At 68.7% G+C, this 23321-nt stretch carries 18 protein-coding genes; 10 read left to right on the top strand and 8 right to left on the bottom strand.

The window, feature by feature from the left end; genetic code table 11:
- Positions 1–111: 111 nt before the first annotated feature.
- Both LZ199_RS24020 and LZ199_RS24025 read left to right on the top strand, forming a co-directional pair.
- Positions 112–582, top strand: coding sequence for a macro domain-containing protein (locus LZ199_RS24020; protein ID WP_253996067.1), 471 nt, complete (start codon positions 112–114; stop codon positions 580–582).
- Positions 583–829: 247 nt separating this feature from the next.
- Entirely contained in the window at positions 830–1243 is a 414-nt protein-coding gene (locus LZ199_RS24025) for an Imm70 family immunity protein (protein WP_253996068.1), read from the top strand.
- A gap of 588 nt (positions 1244–1831) precedes the next feature.
- Here the strand turns inward: LZ199_RS24025 and LZ199_RS24030 are convergent.
- The 3 genes from LZ199_RS24030 to LZ199_RS24040 form a co-directional block, all read right to left on the bottom strand.
- On the bottom strand, positions 1832–2848 hold the full coding sequence (locus tag LZ199_RS24030; RefSeq protein ID WP_253996069.1) for an ABC transporter substrate-binding protein: 1017 nt from the start codon (positions 2846–2848) through the stop codon (positions 1832–1834).
- Positions 2849–2929: 81 nt separating this feature from the next.
- On the bottom strand, positions 2930–3691 hold the full coding sequence (locus LZ199_RS24035; RefSeq protein WP_253996094.1) for an ABC transporter permease: 762 nt from the start codon (positions 3689–3691) through the stop codon (positions 2930–2932).
- A gap of 21 nt (positions 3692–3712) precedes the next feature.
- Positions 3713–4621: an ABC transporter ATP-binding protein gene (locus LZ199_RS24040; protein ID WP_253996070.1), complete on the bottom strand. Its 909-nt coding sequence runs from the start codon at positions 4619–4621 to the stop codon at positions 3713–3715.
- A 249-nt stretch (positions 4622–4870) separates the two neighbouring features.
- Between LZ199_RS24040 and LZ199_RS24045 the strand changes: the two genes are divergently transcribed.
- Complete coding sequence (locus LZ199_RS24045) at positions 4871–6853, top strand: serine/threonine protein kinase (protein ID WP_253996071.1); 1983 nt, start codon at positions 4871–4873, stop codon at positions 6851–6853.
- A 9-nt stretch (positions 6854–6862) separates the two neighbouring features.
- On the opposite strand, the gene LZ199_RS24050 is transcribed toward LZ199_RS24045, so the two are convergent.
- Together LZ199_RS24050 and LZ199_RS24055 are read right to left on the bottom strand one after the other, a co-directional pair.
- Complete coding sequence (locus LZ199_RS24050; RefSeq protein ID WP_253996072.1) at positions 6863–7552, bottom strand: tetratricopeptide repeat protein; 690 nt, start codon at positions 7550–7552, stop codon at positions 6863–6865.
- 89 nt (positions 7553–7641) lie between these two features.
- Positions 7642–8211 carry a hypothetical protein gene (locus tag LZ199_RS24055; protein ID WP_253996073.1) on the bottom strand — a complete coding sequence of 190 codons (570 nt, stop codon included), beginning with the start codon at positions 8209–8211 and terminating at the stop codon, positions 7642–7644.
- A 178-nt stretch (positions 8212–8389) separates the two neighbouring features.
- Between LZ199_RS24055 and LZ199_RS24060 the strand changes: the two genes are divergently transcribed.
- Entirely contained in the window at positions 8390–9478 is a 1089-nt protein-coding gene (locus LZ199_RS24060) for a glucose 1-dehydrogenase (RefSeq protein WP_253996074.1), read from the top strand.
- Between the two features lie 12 nt (positions 9479–9490).
- Positions 9491–11347 carry a glycoside hydrolase family 15 protein gene (locus LZ199_RS24065; protein WP_253996075.1) on the top strand — a complete coding sequence of 619 codons (1857 nt, stop codon included), beginning with the start codon at positions 9491–9493 and terminating at the stop codon, positions 11345–11347.
- 20 nt (positions 11348–11367) lie between these two features.
- Here LZ199_RS24065 and LZ199_RS24070 read toward each other — a convergent pair whose 3' ends face one another.
- Positions 11368–13410: a hypothetical protein gene (locus LZ199_RS24070; RefSeq protein WP_253996076.1), complete on the bottom strand. Its 2043-nt coding sequence runs from the start codon at positions 13408–13410 to the stop codon at positions 11368–11370.
- Between the two features lie 191 nt (positions 13411–13601).
- On the opposite strand from LZ199_RS24070, the gene LZ199_RS24075 reads away from it, so the two are divergent.
- Complete coding sequence (locus tag LZ199_RS24075) at positions 13602–14789, top strand: major royal jelly family protein (RefSeq protein WP_253996077.1); 1188 nt, start codon at positions 13602–13604, stop codon at positions 14787–14789.
- Positions 14790–14834: 45 nt separating this feature from the next.
- On the opposite strand, the gene LZ199_RS24080 is transcribed toward LZ199_RS24075, so the two are convergent.
- On the bottom strand, positions 14835–15269 hold the full coding sequence (locus tag LZ199_RS24080) for a DUF6209 family protein (protein WP_253996078.1): 435 nt from the start codon (positions 15267–15269) through the stop codon (positions 14835–14837).
- A gap of 150 nt (positions 15270–15419) precedes the next feature.
- Here LZ199_RS24080 and LZ199_RS24085 point away from each other — a divergent pair, with 150 nt between their 5' ends.
- Positions 15420–16553: an App1 family protein gene (locus LZ199_RS24085; RefSeq protein ID WP_253996079.1), complete on the top strand. Its 1134-nt coding sequence runs from the start codon at positions 15420–15422 to the stop codon at positions 16551–16553.
- Between the two features lie 363 nt (positions 16554–16916).
- Here LZ199_RS24085 and ppk1 read toward each other — a convergent pair whose 3' ends face one another.
- A complete protein-coding gene (gene ppk1 / locus LZ199_RS24090) occupies positions 16917–19079 on the bottom strand; it encodes a polyphosphate kinase 1 (RefSeq protein ID WP_253996080.1) in 2163 nt (720 codons plus the stop codon).
- Positions 19080–19261: 182 nt separating this feature from the next.
- Here ppk1 and LZ199_RS24095 point away from each other — a divergent pair, with 182 nt between their 5' ends.
- The 3 genes from LZ199_RS24095 (at position 19262) to LZ199_RS24105 (ending at position 23120) form a co-directional block, all read left to right on the top strand.
- A complete protein-coding gene (locus tag LZ199_RS24095) occupies positions 19262–19807 on the top strand; it encodes a hypothetical protein (RefSeq protein WP_253996081.1) in 546 nt (181 codons plus the stop codon).
- A 70-nt stretch (positions 19808–19877) separates the two neighbouring features.
- On the top strand, positions 19878–22247 hold the full coding sequence (locus LZ199_RS24100; protein ID WP_253996082.1) for a sensor histidine kinase: 2370 nt from the start codon (positions 19878–19880) through the stop codon (positions 22245–22247).
- Between the two features lie 375 nt (positions 22248–22622).
- Positions 22623–23120, top strand: coding sequence for a hypothetical protein (locus LZ199_RS24105; RefSeq protein WP_253996083.1), 498 nt, complete (start codon positions 22623–22625; stop codon positions 23118–23120).
- The last annotated feature ends 201 nt before the right edge of the window (positions 23121–23321 follow it).

Genomic DNA, 23321 nt, shown 5'->3' on the forward strand with positions numbered 1-23321 from the left:
GCTCCTGTTGTACCAGTCTGGCGGCTACCACCGTTCTCCACGCGGGGTGCTCATGGCAAAGCGTTTGACAGAAAGGTGTCGCTTTCACTACGACCCGCCGGACGAGCACCGATGATTGAACTCGTCGAAGGCAATCTCCTCCAAGCGGACGTCGAGGCGCTCATCAACGCCGTCAACACGGAAGGCGTGATGGGCAAGGGCATCGCGCTCCAGTTCAAGCGGGCCTTCCCCGCGATGTTCAAGGAGTACGAACGCGAGGCGAAGGCGGGCCGCCTCGAGACGGGCCGCGTCCATGTCTTCGACCTGGGCGCGTCGAAGGGCCCACGGTGGGTCATCAACTTCCCGACGAAGCGGAGCTGGCGTCAGCCTTCGCGCCTGGAGTGGATTCGCACGGGCCTGGAGTCCCTCGTCGAGGAGGTTCAACGCCGGGGGATTCAATCGCTGGCCGTTCCCGCCCTGGGCTGCGGAAATGGTGGTCTGACCTGGGCGGAGGTCTTTCCCCTCATCCAGGAGTCCTTCGCGCGAGTCCCGTCCGTTCGAGTGCTCGTCTATCCCCCGCCCCTGCCCGGGCATCATCCATGACCTTCAAGTACACACGACACCAGGTTCCTGGGGGAACACGCCCTGACGCGGAGACTATCGACAAGCTCTACCTGATCAAGAGCGTGTCAGTGCTTCGAGCGACCTATCAGAGCAGGCTCCTGGCTTTCAGGGCGGTGGAGATTCACAAGAAGCTCGTGCTGAAGGTCCCAAAGTCCTGCAAATTTCATCCTTCGCTCAAGGAACTGATTCGGGTGACCGGAAAAACCATCAAGCGAGAGGCTCTGTAGTGGGCCTCTATCTTTGTGTCTTCGAAGGTGATGAAGAACTGGAGGACGTCGAGGTCGGGCTCTATGCGGATTTCAATGCCTTGCGTGAATACGTCACTCGAGAAATCGAGGCAGGGAAGCTGGGTTCTCGATTTCCCACGCTCATCCTGCACTCGGATGGTGACGGTGAGTGGTCCGCTTCCGAATGCGAGAGGCTGCGTGATGAATTGGCGGTAATCGCCATGGAGTTGAAGGCGCGCCCGGCGGTCGGCTTTACGTCGGAGTGGCAACGAATCGTGGCGAAATCCGTGGGTCTCGTGCCTCGAAACGCGTTTGAGTCGTTCATCGACGTGGATGGCGAATTCTTGATTGAGCGTCTTCGGGGCTTGGCCGAATTCGCGTACAGGTATCAGTCCCCCATCTTGTTCCAGTGATTGATATGGTACGTGAAATAGATGACGACGCACAAACGCTGGAGCAACGGGCCCGTCGGGTCCTGGATGATCCAGAAACGGCGATTCCAGCCCTGCGAGCCGGCCGTTCATTACTTCGTATCTGGAATTACAGTTCGCGAGCCGACTATCGCTCGTGGCTGCTTTGGACCGAGCGGAGGCCGAAAGATACCCTCCTCAGGGTCCGACGCGTCGTCTGGATGCGTTCGTCATCTGTGTCTGCCCCACATGCAGGCGCACGTGCACATGAGGGTGATACAGCCGCCGCGCTTCGGCTTTCAGTCGCCGATGCGGACGTCCCTCAGGAGCCATGGCAGCAACTCCTTGCAGAGGCGGAAGGCTTGCGCCTTCCGGCGTTCTGCTTCGGAGGTTCCATGGTGGGGACCGACGGAGGTGTCTATGGGGTCGAGCAGAAGAACTTTCGACGGACCTTGCGCTACGAATGGTGGTGGAAGCCGCCCAAAGGATGGGAGGAACTCGCGGATTGGGTCGCGAGAGCCACCGACCTGTTCGAGGCAAGCCTTGAAACCACGGAGTGAACCAAGAAGGGCCGTTACCGGGCCGCCCTGCTCAGTTCTTCGCCCCGCCCCCGCGCGCCTCATTCAACGCGCTCAGGTCCACCAGCCCGCTGATGTCCGAGGTGGGGATGAAGCCCAGCTCCTGCGCATGCTTCGCCGCGGTGCTCAGCGCTCCAGGCACCGGGTCCAAGCTCGGCTCCAGTCGTGAGAACGCACCCTGCAGAATCGCCGGCTGCAGCGGCTTCTGCGTCAGCTTCCCGAACGCCTGATTCACCGCCGCGGTGAAGCTCGCCGGGTCCTTCTCCCACCGCTCCGTCAGCTTCACATGCGCGCGCAGCAACGCCACGATTCGCGGGCGCTGCGTCTCCAACACCTTGCGAGTCGTCACGATGACCGTGGTGGGAAACTTCCCCTCCGGCCACAGTGACTTCTCGTCCACGAGAATCTGCCCGCCACCCTCCGGCTCCAGCAGCATCCGCGTGCCCCACGGCTCCGGCACCCACGCTCCCTCGATTCCCCCGCGCAGGTACTGCACCAGGATGTCCGAGTTCGTCAGCGGCACAATCTGCACGTCGCCCTCGCCATCCAGGTTCGTGCTCAACCCCTGCCGCTTCAGCCAGTAGCGCAGCGCGATGTCCTGCGTGTTGCCCAACTGGGGCGTCGCGATTTTCTTCCCCTTCAGCTCCGCCGCCGACTTCGCCGTGCGAGTCACCAGCATCGCGCCGCCGTTCACCGCGCCCGCGATGATGCGCAGGTCACGCCCCGCCTTGAGGTACGTGTTGATGGCCGGCCCCGTGCCCACGTACGACACGTCCAACGAGCCGCCCACCAGCGCCTCCATGGCCGCGGGCCCCGCGTTGAACTGCTTCACCTCCAGCTTCCCCACGCCGGGCTCCGCCGCGAACGTCCCCTCCCCGTTGCCCACCAGCGCCTGCGCATGCGTGATGTTGGGAAAGAACCCGAGCCTCAACGGAGCGTCGGCACCACCGGACGACTCACGCTTGCAACCCACCCCCAGCCCCACGAGGCCGGCGAGCACGAGGACAGTCAGGGAACGAAAGGCGCGCATAGGCACCGAGAAGAGGGACGGCGGGTCAGGTTGGCAACGGGTGTCGATACACAAGCGTCGGGCGCTTCACGTCCCACGGTCTCACATCGCGCCTTCCAGCCCCCACCGACGCCGCAGCCGGCCCTCCACCGTCTGGAAGAGGACACGGTCCACGGTGATGCCGATGAGGATGATGGCCACCATCACCGCCATCACTTGAGGCACGTCCATCAGCTCACGCCCCACCGTGAGCAACTGCCCCAATCCTCCCGAGACGAACAGCAGCTCTCCGGCCAGCAGCGCGCGCCACGCGAAGCTCCACCCCAGCTTGAGCCCCGTGACGATGCCCGGCAGCGCCGCCGGCAGCAGCACGCCGAACTGGAATCGCAGACCGCGAACGCCCAGCGTGCTGGCCACTCGCAACAGCTGCGGGTCCACGCCCTGCACGCTGTCCTCGGTGGCGATGGCGATGCCCAGCACGCTGCCCATCACCACGACAAAGAGGATGGAGGTGTCCGTCAGCCCGAACCACAGCAGCGCCAACGGCAGCCAGCAGATGGACGGCAGCGCCTGCAGCCCCATCACCACCGGCTTCACCGCGTTGCGGAAGAAGGCCAGCCGCGCCATCAGCAGGCCCAGGGGCACACCGATGGCCACCGACACCAGGTACGCCCGGCCCAGTCTCCCCAGCGAGCGCAGCGTGGCGTCCAGCAGTCGCCCGTCGGCCGCCATGCTCCAGAGACTCTTGGACACCGTCACAGGGCCAGGGAAGAGGTACGGAGACCAGATGCCCAGGCGGGACAGGCCCTCCCAGAGGCCCAGCAGCAGCACCAGCAGGCCCAGCTTCTGCGCGTAGTTCTTCAAGGGGGCGTCGCGCTTCATGGCTCACCTCGCGGGTCGGGGCAGTCCCGACGCGGGCAGAGGGGGGCTCGACGCGGCGGGTGCGGCGGCTCGCGCGGGCATGGCTTCCGGCAGGGTGTTGCGCTCCACCTCCCGCAAGAGGCCCTGGACGTGGCGCACCATCTCCGTGAGCGCCGCGTCCTCCGGGTGACGCGGCATGGGCAGGTGGACCTCCAAATCCCTCACGATGCGCCCCGGACGCGGCGCCATCAGGACGACGCGGGTGCCCAGCATCAGCGCCTCGTGCACGTCGTGCGTGACGAACACAATCGTCTTGTGCGTGCGCATCCAGATGGACTGAAGCAGCTCCTGCATGTGGATGCGCGTCTGCGCGTCCAAAGAGCCGAAGGGCTCGTCCATGAGCAGCACCGTCGGGTCCACCGCGAGCGCCCTCGCCAGGCTGGCGCGCATCTTCATGCCGCCGGAGAGCTGGTGCGGCAGCGTCTCCTCGAAGCCCTGGAGCTGCACGCGGCGGATGTACTGGTCCGCGCGCTCCTTGCGCTCGGAGCGCGGCACGCCTCGGGCCGCGAGGGCGAAGGTGATGTTTCCGCGCACCGTGAGCCACGGGAAGAGGGCGGCCTCCTGGAACATCAGGAGCCGGTCCGGCCCGGGTCCGGAGATGCGCTGTCCATCAATGGACACCGTGCCGCCCGTGGGCTGCACGTGGCCCGCCAACGCGTAGAGCAGCGTGGACTTGCCGCAGCCCGACGGACCCAACAGGCAGACGAGCTCTCCGGAGCGGACGTTCAGGTCCACGTCCTGGAGTGCCACGACCTTGTTGCCGTAGCGGTGGCCCAGCTGGGTGACGGAGATTTTCGCGTGGTCGGCCTCCACGTGCGCTGGCCGGAGCAGGCGCAGCGAGCTTCGCCATCGGCCAAGGAGGGCACGCAGCATCGGCCACAAGCTAGGCACATGTGGGCAGAGCGGAAGGGGGCGGCGAGCCGCTTCGAGAGCGCACGCCGTCCTGCTTCCTCGCCCGGCGAGCAGGGAGGCCCCATCGGGGGTACGAGCACTTCGTGACCTTGGCCTCTGAAAACTAGGGACTCCGGAGGCGCTTGCTTCCGGTGCTCGCCCGTCCGTCCCGGACTGGAAGGCAGGCTCGGGGGTTCCCTTGGACACAGAGGTGAGGGAACCTGCCGGGCAATGCACGTGGGGAAATATCAGCTCGTCCGCAAGCTGGCGACGGGTGGCATGGCGGAGGTGTTCCTGGCGAAGGCGGCCGGGCCCGGGGGCTTCGAGAAGACGCTGGTGCTCAAGCGCATCCTCCCGCACCTGGCGGAGGACCCGTCCTTCGTGGAGATGTTCCTCGGCGAAGCGCGGCTCGTCGCGGGGCTCAACCATCCCCACATCGTCCAGATTTTCGACTTCGGCGAGGCGGAGGGCAGCTACTTCCTCGCGATGGAGCTCATCGACGGCCCCAACCTGCGGCGCTGGCAGCGACAGGCCGCGTCGAAGGGGCAGCCCCTGGCGCCCAACATCTGCGCGAAGGTGGTGGCGCAGGCGGCGGAGGGCCTGGCCTTCGCGCATGACTTCGTGGACCCGACGACGGGCCAGCCGCTCGGGTTGATTCACCGGGACGTGAGCCCGGACAACATCCTCGTGTCCCGGCAGGGCGCGGTGAAGGTGGTGGACTTCGGCATCGCCAAGGTGGCGGGACAGAAGCACCGCACCCAGACGGGCATCGTGAAGGGCAAGGTCGCGTACATGCCGCCCGAGCAGGTGCGGGCGGACCCGTTGGACCGGCGCGTGGATGTGTATGCGCTCGGCGTGGTGTTGTACGAGCTGCTCACGGGAAAGCTGCCGATTGATGGGGCGTCGGAGCTGGCATTGATGCAGGCCATCGTCTCGCGCGAGCCGATGCCGGTGAGCCGCTACCGCCAGGATGTCCCCGCCGCGCTCCAGGACATCATCACCCGAGCGCTGCGGAAGGACCGCGAGGACCGCTACCCGGACTGTCGCGCGCTGCAGGGGGACCTGGAGCGCTTCGTGCTGTCCGTGGGCGAGCCGGTGGGCGCGTACCAGGTGGCCCAGGCCGTCGAGCAGGTGGTGGAGGAGCGAATCGTTCCGACGCCCGCGCCCATGTCTTCACGGCCCGAGGTCCGTGAGGCTCGAGTGGAGACACCCGAGCGCACCGTGCCCTCGCGGCCCGAGGGCAGGGAGGCTCGGGAGGAGACGCCCGAGCGCACCGTGCCGTCGGGGTCTCCGCGCAAGCCGCCCGTCCTGACGGGAGAACCCGCCGCGGCGCCGGCCGTGTTCGAGCAGGAGACGCAGACGCGTCCCCGTGCGGAGCCGAGGAACGCGAAGCGGAAGATGCTCGTGCCGGCGGCCATCGCGGGCGCGATGTTGCTCGTGGCGGGTGGGGGCTACGCGCTGCTCAGTGGCGGAACTCCGGCAGAGGCTCCGACAGGCGCGTCCACGAAGGTGGCGGGTGCTCCCGAGGCTCCGACGGGAACGTCTGCAACGGTGACGGGTTCGCCCGAGACTCCGAAGGGCACGAACACGAAGGCCGCCGGTTCCACCGAGACGGCGACGGGCACGACCTCGAAAGTGGCTGGCTCCGCCGAGACGGCGACGGGCACGAAAGTGGCCGGCTCCACCGAGACCGTGACGGGCACGCCGACGAAAGAGGCTGGCTCCGCCGAGAACGCGACGGGCACGAAGGTGGCGGGTGCTCCCGAGACACAGACGGGCACGGCTACTCCGGCGCAAGGAACCACGGCCACCCCCGCGGAGGACCCGCAGGGCGAAGCCGCGCTGGAGGCGCAGCTCGCGGCGAAGCGGGGGCAGGGTGAGCTGGCCGTCGAGACGGATGAGGACAGCGGCATGCTCAGCTTCACGGCCGCGCCCGCCGGTGGCGCCCAGGCCCCGAGCGCGGAGCGGAAGAAGCCCGCGTCACGCGTGGTGAAGGGTGCGCTCGGCTCGGTGGAGTTCCGGATCCGCCCCTATGCCGTCGTGTATCTCGATGGCAAGAAGCTGGGCGAGACACCGCTCGCCACCATCGATGTCCCCGAGGGCATCTATGCCGTGACGGCCGTCAACACGCGCCTGGGGAAGAAGGTCACGCGCAGCTTCGAGGTGAAGGCCGGCACGGCCAACGTCTTCAAGCTCAACCTGCAGCAGGACTGAGCACGCCCCTCACTGCTTCTCGTTCGCGTCGGCGGGCGCGGGCGGAGTCTCGGGCTTGTTCTTCGGGCGGATGACCGTGTCCAGCGCGGAGCCCAGCGCCGAGCCGACATTCTTCCCCAGCGACGAACCCGCTTCACTCAGTCGCGAGCGCAGGCCCGGCTTCGTCTCGGACTGTGGCTCGGCAGTGGCCTCCGCCTGCTTCTCCACGGGCGCGGGCTCGGGCGCGAGGGCCTTCGGCTCCTCGACGACGGGAGCAGGCGTCTCCACGGGCGCGGCCTTCGCGGACGCGGTGCCTTGCCGGAGCTGCACCTGCTTGCGCACCGACTCGAAGTCCCGCTCCACCTTGGGGGCCACGGCGACGGGCAGCTTCGCCTCGGGCCGCAGCGTCAGGCCGGTGCGGAACTCCTCCAGCGCCTGCTTCCTGCGGCCCAGGTCGGCGAGCACCAACCCCCGGTAGACCGCCACCTCCGACTGCTCGTCGATGGTGGACGCCACCTGCTTCGCCTGCGTCAGCCAGTTGAGGGCCTTCTCGTACTCCAGCGCCTCGTACAGCGTCCCCGCGCGCTCGATGCGATGGCGGAAGAGCCCCGCCGGGTCCTCGGAGTCAGGCGTGTTGGCCAGGGCCAGTCCCGGAGCCAGCCAGGCGCACAGCACCAGCAGCCAGGCCCCCCAGCCTCTCGGGTTGATGGAAGCTTCCATTCCTCGCGAAGCTAGCATGGAGCCCCCGGACAGGAATCCACCCCCCGGCGCGAGGCCCGAGGCCCGCCGTACCGGGTACGGAGTGACTGTCAGGCCACTGAAGCGGTGCGCTCGGCGCGGCGATGGGACCGGGTGCGCCACGCCAGCCACGCGCTGAAGAAGAGCAGGGCCACGCCCACACCGGTGTACGCGCCGCCCACGCGCAGGGACGCGCGCCGGTCATCCCGAATCACCTCCAGCGGCCCCGCGCCTGGCGCGGCGAGGTAGCGCTCCACCTGCTCCTTCACGGCGGTGGCATCGCTCTCCTCGGTGGCCCACTGCGCGAAGAGGGGCAGCTTGCCCTGCGTCGTCTCGAGCCGCGGTCGGAAGATGGGCACGGACGTGCGGCGGGCGCTGCGGCTGCGCTCCACCGTGACGGCCTGAATCGCGTCCAGCGGCACCGTGGCCACCGGCTCGCGCGTCAGCCACCCGGCCCGAGTGAGCGTGCAGGGCCCTCCCGGCTCACAGCGGAGGTCCATCCGCGACTTTCCGTCCAGCAGCCACAGGCCGAGCACCAGGAAGGGCACGGCGAGGAGGAGGCAGGCCACGGCGCCAATGGCCGTGGCGCGGCTGGAGCGGGGCGTCTCGTCGGTGGGGGCAGCGGGAAGGGGCTCGCTCACGGGCTCCACTCATAGACCGGTCGCCCCCGGCTGGCAGCGGTTTCGTGCACTCGTCGACATCCGCCCCGGTCAGCGGGCGGCCGGGCGCTGTGTACCCCCCAGCCCTTGACCCTGGTGTCCCGGCCCCAGGGTGAACACCTCAACCAGGATTCGGCACTCGCAAGGGCAGGAGCCGCGCATGAAGGCCGTCGCCGTCTTTCCCGGGAAGAGAGAGGTGCGCGTCATTGACGCACCCGAGCCAGGGCTCCAATCCCCCACGCAGGTGAAGGTGCGCACCCTGGAAGTAGGCGTGTGCGGCACGGACAAGGACATCGTCTCCTTCTCCTACGGCTCGCCGCCGCCTGGCTCGGACTTCCTCATCATGGGCCACGAGTGTCTGGGCGAGGTGGTGGAGGTGGGCCCGGCGGTGAAGGGGCTCCAAATCGGGGACCTCGTCGTGCCGCGCGTGCGCAGGCCATGTCCGCATGCCACGTGCCCCGCGTGTCGCAGCGGCCATCCGGACTTCTGCATCACCGGGGACTACACCGAGCGAGGCATCAAGGAGGCTCACGGCTTCTGCTCGGAGCGCTTCGTGGAGGACGTGGCGTACGTGCACCGCGTCCCCGGGGAGCTGCGCGCGGTCGCCGTGCTCACCGAGCCGCTGACCATCGCCGAGAAGGGCCTGCGCGAGTGGGAGCGAATCCAGGAGCGCCTGCCATGGCGTCCCGTGCCGGGGCGCGCGGTGGTGCTGGGCGCGGGGCCGGTGGGACAGCTCGCGGTGCTGACGCTGCTGCGGCGGGGCTTCGCCACGACGGTGTACTCGCACAGCAGCAAGCCCAACCCGAAGGCGGAGGCCGCGGAGGCCGTGGGCGCGCCCTACCTCTCCACGAAGGACGTGTCTCCGGACGAGCTGGTGCGCAGCGTGGGAGCGCCGGACCTCATCTATGAGGCCACTGGCGTGGCGAAGGCGGCGTTCGACGCGCTCAAGACGCTGGCGAACAACGGCGTCTTCATCTTCACGGGTGTGCCGTCCGACCAGCAGCCGCTGTCTCTGGCGGGCGAGGAGTTCCTCAAGCAGGTGGTGCTGCGCAACCAGGTGCTGCTGGGCACGGTGAACGCGGCGGCCACGGACTTCGACGCGGCGCTGGAGGACCTGGCGCGCTTCCGGGCCCGCTGGCCGGGCGGGCTGGAGCGGCTCATCACCTCGCGCCATCCGCCGGAGGCCTTCCTCGACGTGGTGACGGGCAAGGCGGGCAAGGGCATCAAGCAGGTCATCACCTTCAGCTAGGGCGAGGTGCGTATGCAGGTAGGCAGACAGGCGGTGGCGGGGGGCTCGGTGCCCATCGAGGACCACGGCGTCATTGGCGACCTGCGCACGGTGGCGTTGATTGGCAACGAGGGCACCATCGACTGGATGTGCTACCCGCACTTCGACAGCCCCAGCGTGTTCGCCGCGCTGCTGGACCCCCAGAAGGGGGGCCACTGGCGCATCCACCCCAAGCCGGACGGGGTGCTGTGCAAGCAGTTCTACTGGCCTGACACCAACGTGCTGGTGACGCGCTTCTACACACCGGACGGCGTGGGGGAGCTCATCGACTTCATGCCCATGGGGCGCGAGGACGAGAAGGACGTGCGCGAGGTGCTCCGGCGCGTGCGCGTGGTGCGCGGGGAGATGGCGTTCGAGATGGAGTGCTTCCCGGCCTTCAACTACGCGCGGGACTCGCACACCACGCACCTCATCGCGGGCGGGGCCGCCTTCGAGTCGGAGAAGCTCCAGCTCACCCTGGCGAGCTCCGTGTCCATACAGCGCGCGGAGCGAGGTGTCACGGCGAGCTTCGTGCTGCGGGAGAACCAGTCCGCCGTCTTCTCGCTGAGGGACGGGATGCGGGTGTCGTGCGAGGAGCTGGTGCACAGCCATGACTCGGCGGAGGCGCTCTTCCGCTCCACGGTGGAGTACTGGCGCCACTGGCTGTCGGGCTGTCAGTACACGGGGCGGTGGCGGGAGACGGTGCAGCGCTCGGCGCTGGCGCTGAAGCTGATGACGTTCGCTCCGACGGGCGCGATTGTCGCGGCGCCCACGTGCAGCCTGCCCGAGTCACCCGGTGGCACCCGCAACTGGGACTACCGTTACTGCTGGCTGCGGGATGCGGCCTTCACCGTCTACGCGTTCCTTCGCATCGGCTTCAAGAAGGAGGCGGCGGCCTTCATGCGGTGGGTGGAGGCGCGGTGCGCGGAGCAGGGGGACGGGCCGCTGCCGCTGATGTTCTCGCTGGATGGCAGCCGGGTGCCGGACGAGGTGGAGCTGCCGCACCTGGCGGGCTACGGCGGCGCGCAGCCGGTGCGCATCGGCAACGGGGCGGCGGACCAGCTCCAGCTCGACATCTATGGCGAGCTGATGGACTCGGTGTACCTGTTCAACAAGTACGCGGCGCCCATCTCCTACGACTTCTGGCGGCACCTGCGGCGACTGGTGGATTGGGTGTGCGAGCACTGGAACCAGCCGGACGAGGGCATCTGGGAGGTGCGCGGGGGACGGCGGCACTTCGTGTACTCGAAGCTGATGTGCTGGGTGGCGGTGGACCGGGCCATCCGGCTGGCGGACAAGCGCAGCTTCCCGGCGGACCGACCGAAGTGGCTCGCGGTGCGCGACGCCATCTTCGAGGACATCATGGCCCGGGGCTGGAGCGAGGAGCGCGGCTCCTTCATCCAGGCGTACGGAAAGGACACGCTGGACGCGGCGAATCTGCTGATGCCGCTGGTGTTCTTCCTGTCGCCGGTGGACCCGCGGATGATCTCCACGCTGGACCACATGCGAAAGCCGCCGTCGCAGGGCGGGCTGACGTCGGACGGACTGGTGTTCCGCTACGACGTGGCGGCCACGCTGGATGGCATCGCCGGCAGCGAGGGCACCTTCAACCTGTGCAGCTTCTGGCTGGTGGAGGCGATGACGCGGGCGAACCCGGTGCGGCCGGACTTGCTGGAGGAGGCGCGGCTCACCTTCGAGCGCATGCTGGGCTACGCCAACCACGTGGGGCTGTACGCGGAGCAGACGGGCATGTCGGGCGAGTCGCTCGGCAACTTCCCGCAGGCGCTCACCCACCTGTCGCTCATCAGCGCCGCGTACAACCTGGACCGGACGCTGGGGCGCAAGGACTGACCCCAGGTCCTCTCCGGGCGCTACGCCCCGAAGAACTCCTTCCACGCCCCGGGCGTCACCACGCCGATGAGCTGCACACCCAGCTCGCCCTTGTGGCGTATCACCACATCCAGTCCGGTGAGCAGGCGCGGGTCGTCCGCGAAGTCGCGCTGCTTCTTGCGCTCCACCAGCAGCTCGAAGTCCTTCTCCATCAACTCACCATTCTCCCGAGGCATGCGCCGCAAGGTGGCGCGAGCCCGCTCCACCCAGCCCTTCTCCGGCTCCCACGTGTCCTGCACGACGGCGTTCCACGCGCTGAGCGCCAGGGCCAGGACGGTGAACAGCTCCTCTTGAGGACGCTCCGAACTCTCGATGTCCTCGAGAAGGGGCCGCGCGAAGTCGAGCAGCGTCTCGGAGACCTTGCGCTGGGGCAATTTGCGCGAAGCCTTGCCGGAGGCCTTGGGCGGATGGAGGGGGAGGCTCGCCAGGTCCAACTTGCCCACGTAGAAGCCCGTGAGCAGGGGCAGGGGCACCTCCAGCTTCACGCGCAGGTGGAAGTCCCCCAGGCGCAGCTCCACCTCCGTGGTCGCGTCCTCGGGTCTGGCCTCCGCCAGCGCGAGCGCTATCGCCGTCGAGACGCGCACGTCCTCGACGTCGCCGGGAAGCAGCTTGTTCCTCCGGACCCGGAGCAGGTCGGGGACGAAGGGGACGCCGGTGTGCTGCTGTATCGCCTTGCTCGCCCAGGCGGGGGTGTCATCGAGCGTCAGGCCCAGGGTGTCCGGGATGAGCATGTCCACTCCCGGCACGGCGGTACTGGAGCGGGCCACCCGGTCCGCCGACCCCATCCGGTCGAAGAGCGAGAAGCCGAACTCCGCTCCACCATTGCCCATGACGGACAGCTCACGCGTCCCCTTCACGCTTCCCTCCAGGGTGACGGTGAACAGCTCCCCGTTGGTCCACGTCTCCCACGGGGCCTCGCGGATGAGGGCCGCGGTGGCCAGGAGAAAGGCCTCCATGTCATCCGGAGGAACTCTCTGCGCCTTGCGGGGTATCCAATACGACTGCACGGCGAGGTGCGCACGAAGCGAGACGATGGATGGAGGCGTGGGCCGCGAGACGAACCCGAAGGCCGCGCCCGCGCGCGACAGCCGGCTCTCGCAGTAGACCTTCCGGCCCTTCAGGACTCTCGCCAGGGCCGCCAGTCCGTCCACGTCTCGCTTGACGCACTCGGGTGGCAGCACGAAGCCGCCCGCCTCCACGGCCATGTAGAAGGACACCCCTCCATCCTGGGCCGTGTCGATGGGGCCCAGCTTGAAGACATACGCCGAGCCCTCCTCGAGCTCTCCCTTCGACGCGGACCTCCTCTTGCGAGGCCGCTGTCCAGCGAAGTCCTGGAACGCACGGCGGCGGGGAGGAAGCAGCGACTCCGCGAAGGCCATGGCCTCTTCCTCGTCGAAGGAGGGCGCCTCCTCGGAGATCAACTCCATCACGCGTCGGAACAGGAACGGCCCCCGGCGACGTACCTGGCGTCGTCGTCCCGCGAGGTCCTCCAGCGGCGGCAAGGTGCCCAGCTCACGGCGTACGGAGTCGAGGAGGAGCGGGTGCTGGGACTCGGCGATGACCACCGTGCCACCCGTCAGCTCCAGGTGGTCCCCCGCCGGCATGGCCCAGGTCACGAAGACATCACCCGGCACCACTTGAAAAGTCAGGCTCTGCTCGCGAAACTCCAGCACCTCGTCGAGGAGCAAGTCCCTCAGTCGGAGGCTCTTGCCCAACTGGACGTCCTGGACCTCGAATATCGAGCACCATGAGGCGGCCAGGGCCTGCAGGATGGAGCGCTCCGCGCGTGACAGGTGCGTTCCCGCTGTCAGCAGTTGACGGTCCGCCGCGGTGTGGCCCTCCGCGTCCTCCCGGCCATGAAGCGTCCAGGCGAGCAGCGAGGTCTCCATCCAGGGGAAACGGATGGGGTCCCAGTGCTTTGGGAAGTCGGCGCGGGCCAGACGGGTGGCTTCCGGCTCGGCCTGAGCGAATTGCCTCAGCGCGGCCAGTCCCCGCGCGAAGGCATGGGCGGTCCAGGTCGTCATGAGAGGACACTACCCACGGAGCCCCTGTCAGGCCATGTCACTCACCAGGGGTGTTCAGACCTCGTCGCCCTGCTCTCCGCCGAGCGAAGTCACGACGGGCTCGGACCGCAGAACCGCTCGTCGGCGGCCTCCGTATTGAGGGAGAGTGAGGACCCACCGCGTCAGGTGGGCTCACCTCCCCGGTTCCCTTCATGGCCGCTCCGCTTCCGTCCCTCCCCGAGTCCTCTCCCGCGCCGGGCGCTCGCGCCTCGCGAGTCCTCAAGGGTGTCCTCGCCGTCGTGGGGCTGCTGGCGCTCGCGGTCCTCGGCGTGCGCCTGCGCTACGGCGGAGGCGAGCCGTACCCGGACGTCACGGGCATGCCCCTCCTGCCGGACAGCGCGATCGAGGAGGTGGTGCGCAGCGCGGAGCCCATCGGCAACGTGGCGGTGTCGTCGACGGGGCGCCTGTTCTACACGCTCCACCCGGAGAGCCGCCCGGAGGGCGCGAAATTGTGGGAGTGGGTGGACGGCAAGGCCGTGCCGTTCCCCGCGGAGGCCCTCCAGAAGAAGCTCTTCGACACCGTGCTCGGCATCACCGTCGACCGGCGCGACTGGCTGTGGACCATCGACCACGGCAACCACGGCCTCGGCGTGCCGCGCCTGCTGGCCTTCGACCTGGCCAACGGGCACCTCGCGCACGAGTTCGACTTCCCGCCGCAAGTCGCGCCGCCGGGCTCCTTCCTCCAGGACCTGCGCGTCGATGCCCAGGGCGGGACGGTGTTCATCGCGGACGTGGGCTTCTGGCGCCGCTCGCCCGCGCTCATCGTCTACGACGTGGCCGCGAAGCAGGCGCGCCGGGTGCTGGAGAAGCACGCGTCCGTGTTCCCTCGCGACTTCGTCATCCGCAATCCCATCAAGGACATGGTGTTCTTCGGAGGGCTCGCCGCGCTGAAGTGCGGCGTCGACGGCATCGCCCTGGACCCGAGCGACGAGTGGCTGTGGTTCGCCGCGATGAACCACGACACCATGTACCGCGTGCGCACGAAGGACCTGCGCGACGCCAGCCTGGATGACGACGCGCTCGCCCAGCGCCTCCAGGCCGTGGGCCGCAAGCCGCTCAACGACGGGCTGAGCGCGGACGCGGAAGGCAACGTGCTGATGACCGACGTGGAGCATGGCGCGGTGCTGCGCATGAGTCCGGACGGCCGGCTTCAGACGCTGGTGAAGTCCCCTCGCATCCGCTGGGCGGACGCGCTCAACCACGGGCCGGACGGCTGGCTCTACGTGGCCGACAGCGCCATTCCCCACCACATGCTCCAGTCCAAGGCGCACATCGCCGCGAACGGGCCCTACTTCATCTGGCGCTTCAAGCCCGGCATCGGCGGCATCGCCGGCATGTGAGGCTCGCGCGAGGTCCGTGAAGCCCCCCGCGCGCCTTGAGTCACGTCACTGCACGTTGAAGTGGTAGTTGTTGCCGAAGTTGGAGTCCCACGCCTGGCAGCCCCAGCGACTGGTGTTCTCGAACCAGATGGCCAGGTCGCCGCGCGTGTTGAGCGGAATGGACGGCGCGGGCGGGTTGGGCGTGGAGGAGAAGCCCGCCACCCAGAAGCTCTGCACCGGGCCGTTGTTGAACTGGTAGTGGCCGGTAATCGTCCACCCCGGCGTGTTGGCGTTGATGTTGCCCCGGCACTGCGTCAGCCGCGAGGCGTCGAACACGATGCTCGCGGTGGCGCCGAAGGGCAGCGGGTTGGAGGAGGCGAAGACATTCCAGCCCTGGGACGGGGACTGGAAGGTGATGCTCGGAGGTGTCTGGGACACGGCCACCGAGGCGACGAGCAGCGAGACAGCGGCCAGCAACCAGCGGGAGTGACGACGCAGCAAGGCAGGACTCCTTTTCATGAGGGGGTGCGGCACCCGGGATACGGAGCCCGAGGGTTCCACGGGCCACGGGCGACTTCCTCGCGGCTTTGCCCCGCGAGCCGCCCCGGAGTCTTCTACAGTCGGGCTCCCCCACTCCTTACGCTCCGCGCCATGGCCGACCCAAGACTCGCCTTCTACCGACTCGCCGTCCGCGTCGACGCCCGCTATGACGCGATGAGCCGGAGCCTGCGCCGCTCGCTGGGCATCGCCCCGCCGCTGCGCATCCTCCCCTACCGCGGCCATGGCACCTCCGAGCGCGCCGTCATCAAGGCCCGCGTCCTGGAGGACCGGCACATCCGCCCGCAGAAGCAGCGCCACACGCTGTGGAGCAGCGCCGTGGCCTCCTACAAGCGCTACATGACGCGCGAAATCGCGGGCGCCCACGTGGCGGTGCGCTGGGGGGACAAGCGCTGGGAGGGCACCACCGACGAGGAGGGCTTCCTGGAGCTGTGGGTGGCCCCGCCGGAGGGCGTGCGCTCCGGGTGGCACATGGTGGAGCTGGAGCTGCTGTCGCCGGAAGCCGCGGGAGTGCCCCGCGTGGCGGCTCCGGTGCGCGTGGCCGGCGCGAGCGCGGCCTATGGCGTCATCAGCGACATCGACGACACCGTCATCGTCACCGGCGTGACGGACCCGCTCAAGCGCGCCTGGGCCCTGTTCCTCACCGAGCACCGCGTGCGCCTGCCCTTCCCGGGCGTGGATGCCTTCTACGCCGCGCTTCAGGCGGGCTCGGAGGGGACCGGGGACAACCCCATCTTCTACGTCTCCAGCAGCCCGTGGAATCTGTACGAGCACCTGGACGAGTTCCTCGCGCTGCACCACATCCCCACCGGCCCGCTGCTCTTGCGCGACTGGGGCCTGTCCAGCCAGGGCTTCGCGCCCGGCGGCGGCCACGGCCACAAGCTGGACAAGATGCGCGGGCTGTTCGCGGACCTGGAGCACCTGCCCTTCATCCTCATCGGCGACAGCGGCCAGGAGGACGCGGAGCACTACCGCACCATCGTCCGCGAGTTCCCCGGCCGAGTCCTCTGCGTCTACATCCGCAACGTGCCCGGCCACCCCCGCCGCGCGCGCGAGCTGGAGCTCATCGCCGCCGACATCCGCGACGCCGGCAGCCAGCTGCTCGTCGTGGATGACACGACGACGGCCGCCCGCCACGCCGCCCGCTCCGGGTGGATTCAGTGGAAGGAAGTCCTGGAGGTGGAGGCCCATCGCCGCGAGGAGGTCTCCAGGGACCTTGGCGGCTGACTTACGAAATTACAGCATCATCGCCATTTTATGAGTAATGCTTGAATTCCTTCCTTCAGTTGTGGCACAGGCGCGCCTGATTATCCGGTCTGTCCCCTGTTTCCACACCCCTGAAGGAAGCGAGTCCTGCGTGGCCACCTGGTGCATTCGTTTCGCTGGACGCTCTCCGCGCTGGGTCCAGGCGCGAGGCGTATGGCGCGGTCCGTCATCGTCCCAGCAGGTCTGCGCGCCCAGGGCGCGTCAACGTCCGCCGCTGCGCACCCCGCGCCGCAAGGCGAAGTGCTCGTGGTGGACGACGCGCCAGCCCTCGTCGGCGCGTTGAAGAAGAGGAGGGCGGGGGCCCCCAGGGTTCGGGGCCCTCGCTCAGGGCAGGGGACGTCCGCCCTGGAACTGGGCCAGGCGGGTGGCGCGCTCCATGACTTCGCCCTGGGCCCAGCGCTTGTCCGCGCCCGCGGGAGGCGTCAGGCGGCGCCAGGTGCCATCGGGTTGCAGCTCCCAGGCGTGGGTGTTGTCCGCGAGGCTGCGCTCCAGCGAGTCCTTCACCTGCGCGGCCAGCGTCGTGTCCTCCACCGGCGCGAGGATTTCCACGCGGTGGTCCAGGTTGCGAGGCATCAGGTCCGCGGAGCCGATGTAGCAGCGCAGCTCCGTGCCGCGCTCGAAGATGTAGACGCGCGCGTGCTCCAGGAAGCGGCCCAGCGTGGACACCACGCGGATGTTCTCGGACATGCCGGGCACGCCGGGGCGCAGGCAGCAGATGCCGCGCACGTTGAGCTCGACTTTCACTCCGGCGCGCGACGCGTCGTAGAGGGCGCGGATGATGCCCGGGTCCACCAGCGCGTTCATCTTCATCTGGATGCGCGAGGGGCGCTCCAGCGTGTGCGCGACGACGGTGCGCTTGATGTGCTCCAGCAGGCCCTCGCGCATGGTGAGGGGCGCCACCAGCAGCTTGCGGAAGCTCTTGGGCCGGCCGAAGCCGGTGAGGTAGTTGAACAGGTCCGCCACGTCCGCGCCGATGTCCGGGTCCGTGGTGAACAGGCCCATGTCCGTGTAGAGGCGCGCCGTCTTCGGGTTGTAGTTGCCGGTGCCGATGTGCACGTAGTGCCGCACCCGCTCGCCCTCGCGCCGGACGATGAGGATGGCCTTCGCGTGTGTCTTCAGCGAGGGGATGCCGTAGACGACATGCACGCCCGCCTCTTCCAGCGCGTTGGCCCACTTGATGTTGGTGCGCTCGTCGAAGCGGGCCTTCAGCTCCACCATGCACACCGCCTGCTTGCCGTTCTCCGTGGCCGTAATCAGCGCGGGCACCAGCGGTGAGCTGTCGGAGGTGCGGTAGACAGTCTGCTTGATGGCGAGGACGTCGGGGTCCGCCACCGCCTCCGTGACGAAGCGCTCCACCGAAGTCGCGAACGAGTCATAGGGGTGGTGGACGAGCAGGTCCCCGCGCCGCATCGCCGCCATCACCGTGACGCCCTCGGGCGCGTCCGAGTCCGGGCGCAGCCGGGGCTGGGTGACGGACACCCACGGCGGGTCCTTCAGCTCCGGGAAGCCGGGGGCGAAGGCGATGGCCTGCACGTCGTTCAGGCCCAAGAGGCCCTGCTCCTCGTACACCTGGCGGGACTCCAGCCCCAGCGCCTCCACCAGCGGCTCCAGCAGCTTGGGGCTCATGCCCGCCTGCACCTCCAGGCGGATGACGTCTCCGAAGCGGCGCTGCCGCAGCTCCGTCTCCACCGCCTTGAGCAAATCCTCCGCGTCCTCGGACACGGTGAAGTCCGCGTCGCGGGTGACGCGGAACAGGCTCCAGCTCAGCACCTCCATGCCGGGGAACAAGTCACTCAGGTGCTGGGCGATGACCTCCTCCAGCGGCACGAAGACGTTGTTCTTCAGGGGCAGGAAGCGGGGGAGCAGCTCCTTGGGCACCTTCACCCGGGCCACGCTCTCCTCGCCCGCCTCCGGGTCCCTGAGCAGCACCGCCAGGCTGAGCGACAGGTTGGAGATGTACGGGAAGTGCCGCCCCAGACCGATGGCCAGCGGGGTGAGCACGGGGAAGATCTGCTCGCGGAAGCGCTGGTCCACCTGGGCGCGCTGGTCGGCGTCCAGCTCCTTCGCGGTGAGGATGCGCAGGCCCTTCTCCGCGAGCGCGGGCCGCAGGAGCTTCTCGAAGATGGCGCTGTGGCGCTTGCTCTGCTCGAAGATGCCCTCGTGCAGCTTGTCGAGCGTGGCGCCTGGAGACGCGCCGTCCGGCACCAGCCGCGCCACGTTGGCGCGCACCTGCTCGTGCAGGCGCGCGACGCGAATCATGAAGAACTCATCCAGGTTGCGCGCGTAGATGGCCACGAACTTGAGGCGCTCCAGGAGCGGCTCGTCCGCGGACTCGGCCAACTGGAGGACCCTGTCGTTGAAGGCCAGCCAGGACAGCTCCCGGTTGAAGAACATCCCCTCGTCCGGCTCCGCTCCCGCGGGCAGGGCGTCGCGCTCCAGGGGCTTCTGGGGGGTGACGTTGCGTCCGGCGGCGCCTCGCTTCGCCATTCTTTCAAATCTCCTGGTTCCCACCTTGGCGGGTGATGTAGCAGGCCAGCATCCCACCGATTGTGAACTCCGTTGTCACGAAAGGAAGCCCTCCAGCGCCAGACACCGGCTCGGGAAGTTGCCGGGCGGGCGTTACCGGGCGTGCGGCGTGGAGTTTCTTGCATCCGCGCTGTTGGAACGGCATGTCAGTCGACGTGAGCCCGACAGAGAACCTCCCGCACGCCTCCCTGGCCGCCGAGCAGACGGACGCTGGCAACCTCTTCACGGCCTATGACAAGGAAGACCAGAAGGCCGCCCGAGGGCGCTGGGCGCTGGCGCTCCTGGCCGCCCTGGTGCCGGTGGTGCTCGCGGTGGTCTTCTGGACGCTGGTGCGCGAGCAGCGCCCGACGTTCCAGGTCATCACCGACCATGGCTTCAAGTCCATGCACGGGGGGATGACGACGGACCAGGTGATGGCGCTGCTGGGCCGCCCCATGGCGCGCGAGACGGATGAGCGGGGCGCGGACTGCTACCGCCACGGCGCGCCGTCGGTGGAGAAGGAGTTCTTCCTCGTCTATTCGGTCTGTTACGAGGACGGGAAGCTGCGGGACGTGACGCAGCGGAAGTTCTCCGCGTGGTCCGTGGACCCGGAGTCGGGCAGCTTCCAGGCCCCGGCCGTCGACGCGGCGCCGGTGCCCGCGGGCACGCCGGAAGCGGCGGCCCCGTCGTCCACGGCGGGCTCGCGCTAGCCGCGGTCCGCGCCGTCCCGAGTGCCCGGCACCTGACGCCAAGCCGTCCCATGGACGGGGGTGTGGGTGCATGGCCAGCGGGGCCACCTTCCGGGCTGTGCCAGGCATCGGGCAGGAGGCCGGCGTCCTGGCGCGCAAGGGGGGTGGCGTGGGGAGGCCGTGGACCTACTCCCAGCGTGTCGGCGCTGGCTTCATCGCGTCCCTGCTGGTGGCGCTGGCGCTGGCGGTGACGTCGGCGGCATCGCTGTTGTCGGTGCGCTCCACCCACAAGGCGAGCCTGCTCGAGCTGTCCATGGACCTGCTGGAGGTGGAGCGCCTGCGCCGGGCCTTCAGCGACAAGGTGTCCAGCGAGCGGGGCTATGCGCTGTCAGGCGACGCGCTCTTCGCCGAGCAGATGGTGGCGACGCGCGAGCGCTTCATCGCCACCCATGAGCGGCTCAAGGCCCGGCTGGACACGGAGCCGGCGGCGTCGCTCCTGGAGTCAGTGGTGCGCGCGGAGCAGGAGCACGAGCAGGCCGTGCGGGAGCTGGTGGTGGCGCACGCCAGCAGCGTCCCCCGTGCGCGACTGGAGGTGCTCTTCGAGGAGCGGGTGGGGGACACGCGCCTGCGTGCCTATGAGGCGCTGCAGCAGCTGTGCGCGAGCGTGGAGGAGCGGCTCGCGCTGGGTATCCAGTCGGCGGTGGAGGTGGACGAGCGCGTCCTGGTGCTCACCTTGATTGCGGCGAGCCTGGGACTGGCCGTGGCCGGGGTGCTGGCGTGGGTGTTGTTGCGGCGGCTGGGCCCCTTGCGGGAGGAGGCCGAGGCGAGCACGAAGCGCTTCCAACTGCTCGTCGAGGGTGTGCAGGACTACGCGCTCCTGCTCCTGGACGAGCGGGGGCGGGTGGCGAGCTGGAACCCGGGCGCCACGCGCATCACGGGCTATCAGGAGGCGGAAGCGGTGGGTGAGCCGGTGGACCGCTTCTACCCTCCGGAGGCGGTGGCGCTGGGGCTGCCGGAGAAGGACCTGGAGCGCGCGCGGCGGGACGGGCGGCTGCGCACGGAGGGGTGGCGCACGCGCAAGGACGGCACGCACTTCTTCGCGGAGGCGCTCATCAACACGCTGCTCGACGACGACGGCGAGGTGCGGGGCTACGCGGCGGTGACGCGCGACATCACCGAGCGGCAGCGCGCCGAGCGCACGCAGCGGTTGTTCGCGGAAGCCGGCCGCGTGTTCCAGCAGTACCTGGACCCGGACCAGATGGTGGCGGAGCTGGCGAGGATGATGGTGCCGGAGGTGGCGGATGCGTGCCTGCTCTACATCCTCACCCCGGACGGGCAGCTGCGGCCCCGGGCGGTGAAGCACGCGGACGAGGAGAAGGAGCCCTTGCTGTGGGAGTCGGTGCGGCGCTACCTGCCCCCGTTGGATGCGCCCCAGGGGCTCTGGCAGGTGGTGCGCACGGGACGCTCCCTGTGGGTGGCGGACGTGTCGCCGGAGATGCTGGCGCAGGGGGCGGAGGACGCGGAGCACTTGCGGCTGATGGAGCGGGTGGGGGTGCGCTCGCTGCTGGCGGTGCCGCTGCGCACGGGGGAGCGGACGCAGGGGGTGCTGATGTTGATGATGTCCCTGCCGGAGCGGCGGCTGACGCTCGCGGACCAGGTCTTCATGGAGGAGCTGGCGGGGCGCGCGGCGCTGGCGATGGACAACGCGCGACTGTTGCGCGAGGCGCGCGAGGCGGTGGAGCTCATCGGCGTGGCGGCGCACGACCTGGGCAATCCGCTCAACACGCTCCAGTTGCTCCTGCGCAAGCTGCTGCGCACGGACCTCTCGGTGGAGCGGGAGAAGGTGCGCGACGGGCTGGGCACGGCGCTGAAGCAGACGCAGCGGCTGGGACAGCTCCTGCTCAACCTGCTGGACTTGTCACGGCTGTCCGCGGGGCGCCTGGTGCTGGACGTGGCGCCGGTGGACCTGGCGGACCTGGCGCACGAGGTGGTGGAGCGCTTCGCCGCGCATGCGGCGGAGGTGGGCAGCAAGCTCGTCTTCGACGCGGAGCTGGGGTTGGTGGGGCAGTGGGACCGGCTGCGGTTGGACCGGGTGGTGACGAACCTGGTGTCCAACGCGTTGAAGTTCGGCGCGGGCCATCCGGTGATGGTGCGGGTGGAGCGGGCGGGGCTGGCGCGGGCGCGACTGGTGGTGCGGGACTTTGGCGAGGGCATCGCCCCGGAGGCGCAGCGGCGCATCTTCGACCGCTTCGCGCAGGTGCCCTCGGCGGGCCGGCATGCGGGCTTCGGGCTGGGGCTCTACATCGTCCGCCAGCTGGTGGACGCGCACGCGGGCTCCGTCCACGTGGACAGCACGCCGGGCGAAGGCTCCCTCTTCACGGTGGAGCTGCCACTGATGGAACTGGGCGCGGAGCGGGAAGACGACGCGGGCGAGCGGGCACCTCCTCATGACGGAGGCTAGCGCCTTCCATGAAGCGAACAGGACGAGCGGCACAGGTCAGCGCGGAAGATGCGTCCGCGTGCTGTCCCAGATGACCCAGAAATGAGTCCGTGGATCGGCAAGTCATGAGCTGTGGTGGAGGGCAAGTTTTCGGCGCTTCGGCCCAGTAGTTGATTGAATCAGACCCAGGTGATCACGCGATAGAAGAGAAGGAGAGAAGGGGCTCACGAGCAACCTTCTTCCTGGAGCGCGGCGCGGTGCCGCATGCGCCCGTGCGGCTGCGCCGGTCCGGTGGTCTCGGATCGCCAACACAATCTTGGGTCTGGAAGACGGCAGACCGGCGGCCGTTCTCGTGGTCGCACCTGACCCCTCAATCGCCGGAACAGGAGAAGCTAGATGTCTATTCGTAAGTCGTCGTACCTCGACCAGCGCCCCAAGGCGTTGGCTGTTGAAGCCGTGTCGTTCCTCCGCAGTTGCTTCGAAAATGCCCAATCGTGCACCGAGATAGCCGCCATCGAGCATGCCGAACTCGTGCTTGGGATTTCGTTCCAATCCCAGGGCTATGTTGATGCCAAGTTGCTCGAGTTGTTCGAGTACTGGCGCAACCCGTACTTGAATCGTCCCGCCGAGGAGGTTTCTTCGAACTGGAGCGAAGAGACCTTCCGTGCACTGCATGAACGTACCCTCTGTGAGTTGGAGACTTGCGCCATCCCTCTCGACGAGGCACAGCGCGCCCGTGTCGAGATTACGCTCACGGCCTGCCATCGGGCTGCGGGCCATGGGAGTGATTCCCCTGAGTTCGCTCGGGGGGAGATTCACGACGCTGCATCTCGAGTGGTTCTCGGGCTGCTGCGCAAGGTCTTGAAGCTGAGCGCCAGCAGTGATCACCCGTAGCCAGTCACGGGTCGAGTGACTCGGGAGCGCGCCCCCATGGCGTTGTCGTGGGGGCCTCTCCGAGCGTCTAGACCCAATGCCGATCAGTTAAGGGCGAGAAGGATCATACTGCCGCGACCGCATTCAAGGAGGCGGTCGCGTGGGAAGAGGTCCATTCGGGTATTTGCCCTCTGCGGATGAGGGGGCGTTCGACCGGCTGTG

Origin of the sequence: Myxococcus qinghaiensis (assembly GCF_024198215.1) — a bacterium.
Lineage (GTDB): Bacteria > Myxococcota > Myxococcia > Myxococcales > Myxococcaceae > Myxococcus > Myxococcus qinghaiensis.

What these genes read in the sequence shown, in the direction of transcription:
- LZ199_RS24020 (WP_253996067.1), top strand. Translation starts at nt 112, where the DNA reads ATGATTGAACTCGTCGAAGGCAATCTCCTCCAAGCGGACGTCGAGGCG.
- LZ199_RS24030 (WP_253996069.1), bottom strand. Translation starts at nt 2,848, where the DNA reads ATGCGCGCCTTTCGTTCCCTGACTGTCCTCGTGCTCGCCGGCCTCGTG.
- LZ199_RS24040 (WP_253996070.1), bottom strand. Translation starts at nt 4,621, where the DNA reads ATGCTGCGTGCCCTCCTTGGCCGATGGCGAAGCTCGCTGCGCCTGCTC.
- LZ199_RS24045 (WP_253996071.1), top strand. Translation starts at nt 4,871, where the DNA reads ATGCACGTGGGGAAATATCAGCTCGTCCGCAAGCTGGCGACGGGTGGC.
- LZ199_RS24050 (WP_253996072.1), bottom strand. Translation starts at nt 7,552, where the DNA reads ATGGAAGCTTCCATCAACCCGAGAGGCTGGGGGGCCTGGCTGCTGGTG.
- LZ199_RS24060 (WP_253996074.1), top strand. Translation starts at nt 8,390, where the DNA reads ATGAAGGCCGTCGCCGTCTTTCCCGGGAAGAGAGAGGTGCGCGTCATT.
- LZ199_RS24065 (WP_253996075.1), top strand. Translation starts at nt 9,491, where the DNA reads ATGCAGGTAGGCAGACAGGCGGTGGCGGGGGGCTCGGTGCCCATCGAG.
- LZ199_RS24070 (WP_253996076.1), bottom strand. Translation starts at nt 13,410, where the DNA reads ATGACGACCTGGACCGCCCATGCCTTCGCGCGGGGACTGGCCGCGCTG.
- LZ199_RS24075 (WP_253996077.1), top strand. Translation starts at nt 13,602, where the DNA reads ATGGCCGCTCCGCTTCCGTCCCTCCCCGAGTCCTCTCCCGCGCCGGGC.
- LZ199_RS24085 (WP_253996079.1), top strand. Translation starts at nt 15,420, where the DNA reads ATGGCCGACCCAAGACTCGCCTTCTACCGACTCGCCGTCCGCGTCGAC.
- ppk1 (WP_253996080.1), bottom strand. Translation starts at nt 19,079, where the DNA reads ATGGCGAAGCGAGGCGCCGCCGGACGCAACGTCACCCCCCAGAAGCCC.
- LZ199_RS24095 (WP_253996081.1), top strand. Translation starts at nt 19,262, where the DNA reads ATGTCAGTCGACGTGAGCCCGACAGAGAACCTCCCGCACGCCTCCCTG.
- LZ199_RS24100 (WP_253996082.1), top strand. Translation starts at nt 19,878, where the DNA reads ATGGCCAGCGGGGCCACCTTCCGGGCTGTGCCAGGCATCGGGCAGGAG.
- LZ199_RS24105 (WP_253996083.1), top strand. Translation starts at nt 22,623, where the DNA reads ATGTCTATTCGTAAGTCGTCGTACCTCGACCAGCGCCCCAAGGCGTTG.